Source organism: Mucilaginibacter sp. (genome assembly GCF_039935595.1).
Taxonomy (GTDB): domain Bacteria; phylum Bacteroidota; class Bacteroidia; order Sphingobacteriales; family Sphingobacteriaceae; genus Mucilaginibacter.
Window position 1 is genome coordinate 1 of sequence record NZ_JBDTJZ010000137.1, and the last position, 2,700, is coordinate 2,700.

Annotated in this window: 3 protein-coding genes; all 3 read left to right on the forward strand. The window is 44.2% G+C overall.

The window, feature by feature from the left end; genetic code table 11:
• Positions 1 to 351, forward strand: a 351-nt coding sequence (locus ABI367_RS09250) for an RpiB/LacA/LacB family sugar-phosphate isomerase (protein ID WP_462228090.1), incomplete at its 5' end; no start/stop codon positions are given.
• Between the two features lie 119 nt (positions 352 to 470).
• Complete coding sequence (locus ABI367_RS09255) at positions 471 to 1,859, forward strand: LutB/LldF family L-lactate oxidation iron-sulfur protein (protein ID WP_462228091.1); 1,389 nt, start codon at positions 471 to 473, stop codon at positions 1,857 to 1,859.
• A 93-nt stretch (positions 1,860 to 1,952) separates the two neighbouring features.
• The coding region (locus ABI367_RS09260; protein ID WP_462228092.1) for a thiamine pyrophosphate-dependent dehydrogenase E1 component subunit alpha at positions 1,953 to 2,700 on the forward strand (748 nt) is incomplete at its 3' end.

Sequence of the window (2,700 nt, forward strand, 5' to 3'; positions counted from 1 at the left end):
CATGAGGTAAAGGATTTTGGCACCTACGATAAAACGTCTGTTGATTATCCCGATTTTGCTCACCCTGTAGCTAACGCGATTGAAAGCGGCGAATTTGATTTGGGTATATTGGTTTGCGGCAGTGCCAACGGTGTTGCCATTACGGCCAATAAACATCAGGGCATACGCGCAGCTATTTGCTGGCAGCAGGAGCTGGCTGTATTGGCCCGCAGCCATAACAATGCCAATATAGTATGTATCCCCGAACGCTTTATTAGTTTGGATGAAGCAAAAAATATAGTACAAGCCTTTTTAACTACTGATTTTGAAGGCGGCCGCCATGCAAACAGGGTTAATAAAATGAGCTGCTGATTAAGCTGAAAGGTAAAAGACGAAAGCATAAAGCTATTTAATATTAAGCGATAGGATGATCCCCATCGCTTTTTTTGTTTAAAAGGATATTTTGCTTCAAAATAATTTATATTCGCTTTATGGGAACCGTTGCTGAAGAGTTTTTAACAGATGCCGATAATAAGGCATTTGATATTGATCACCGCCGAATTATTAACTACAATATTGGTAAATATGACGCGGCAGTAACTAACGGTTTATCGCGTATTATTAATCTGGACAACGCCAAGCGCCGCGGCCATGTTATTAAGTGGAAGGTGATGGAGAACCTCGACAAGTTTTTGCCGGAGTTTGAGGCCAATTTCCAAAAGCGTGGCGGTAAGGTTATTTGGGCCAATGATGCCGCAGAAGCTAACCGCGAAATACTGAGCATACTTAAAAGGGTAAACGCCAAGGCTATCATCAAATCAAAATCAATGGTTACCGAGGAAATTCATTTAAATGAGTTTTTAGAAAGCAACCATATTGAATCGTTAGAATCGGACCTGGGCGAATATATTGTGCAGCTGCTGGGGCAAAAACCTTATCATATTGTAACGCCGGCTATGCACCTCTCTAAAGAGGACATTGCAAAACTATTTCATGAGCGTTTTGGTTCACCGCTCGATGCCACGCCCGAACAGCTTACCCTTAAGGCCCGTGAATTGCTGCGCGAAAAATATTTGCAGGCTGATGTGGGCATAACCGGGGCCAACTTTATTATTGCCGATAGCGGCAGCATTGCCATTAGCGAGAACGAAGGCAACGCCCGTTTAACCACCACCTTCCCAAAAATACATATTGCCGTGGTAGGTATTGAAAAGGTAATACCATCAATGGCTGATCTTGACCTGTTTTGGCCCATGCTGGCAACACATGGTACAGGGCAAAACTTAACGGTTTATAATTCCATTTTCAGCGGTCCGCGCCAGCCCGGCGAAACAGACGGACCCGAAGAGATGTATGTTATTTTGCTGGATAATGGCCGCACCAATCTGCTGGCCCAAAAAGATCAGCGTCAGGGGTTATATTGCATACGCTGCGGGGCCTGCTTAAATGCCTGCCCGGTTTATAAAAATATTGGCGGGCATACGTATAACACGCCCTACAGTGGTCCTATCGGGTCAATTATAACACCGCATTTGGCAGGCATGGATAAGTTTAAACACTTAAGCTATGCATCCAGCTTATGCGGTAAATGTACCGAGGTATGCCCGGTTAAAATTGACATACACAAAATGCTGCTGCTTAACCGTCGCGATGCTGTGGATCAAAAACTAATAGGCTGGAAAGAACGCTTTGGCTGGGCTATGTGGAAAAAAGGGATGATGAGCCGCAAGCTTGAAGACTTTTTTAGTGGAACGACAAAAAACAGGCTCATTAAAAAACTCTTTAAAATGAGTTGGGGCCGCTTTAGGGGGATGCCCAAAGTTGCCGAAAAATCATTTACACAACTTTGGCAGGAGCAACAGCATCCCGATAAAAATTAAACTACCTATTTTATTAAATACAATTAACATGGCATGCCTTGTGGGGGGCGCTATGCACTTATAAATGAATTTAAACTTGATTAGATTAGTCGGATGATTTTTGATCGGCAGGAACTGGATAATAATACTTTAATAACTATATATAAAAAGTTGTTGTTTGCCCGTATTGTCGAAGAAAAAATGCAGACGCTGTTAAAGCATGGTACCATTACTATCTGGTTTACAGGCATGGGTACCGAGGCTATGGCTGTTGGTGCCACTATGGCCATGCAACCCGACGAATATATTTTACCCATGTACCATAGCCTGGGTGTGTTTACCACTCGGGATGTGCCTGTATCGCGTTTAATGGCGCAGTTGCTGGGCAAACCGGCGGGGTTTACAAAGGGGAGGAACGGGCTGTTCAACTTTTGTTCGCAGGAACATAAACTAATAGGCGCGCAATCGCATTTGGGGGCGCAGTCAACATTGGCTACAGGTATAGCTCTGGCCGATATATTGAGTAGCAAAAATAACGCAACTCTTGTTTTCGCGGCCGAAGGCTCAACAAGCGAGGGCGATTTTCATGAAGCACTAAACATTGCCGCGGTTTGGAACCTGCCCGTAATTTTTTTGGTAGAGAATAACAGCGCGGCGCTATCAACCACAAACAATGAACAATACCGGTGCGAGCGACTGGCTGATAAGGCATTAGGTTTTGGCATTGAGGCCAGGCATATTGATGGTAATAATATACTGGAGGTTTACCATACGGTACATGACATAGCCGAAGAGATACGCCTGCACCCGCGCCCTGTGTTGATAGAGTGTGTTACTTTAAAAATGCCGTTGGATGATGATA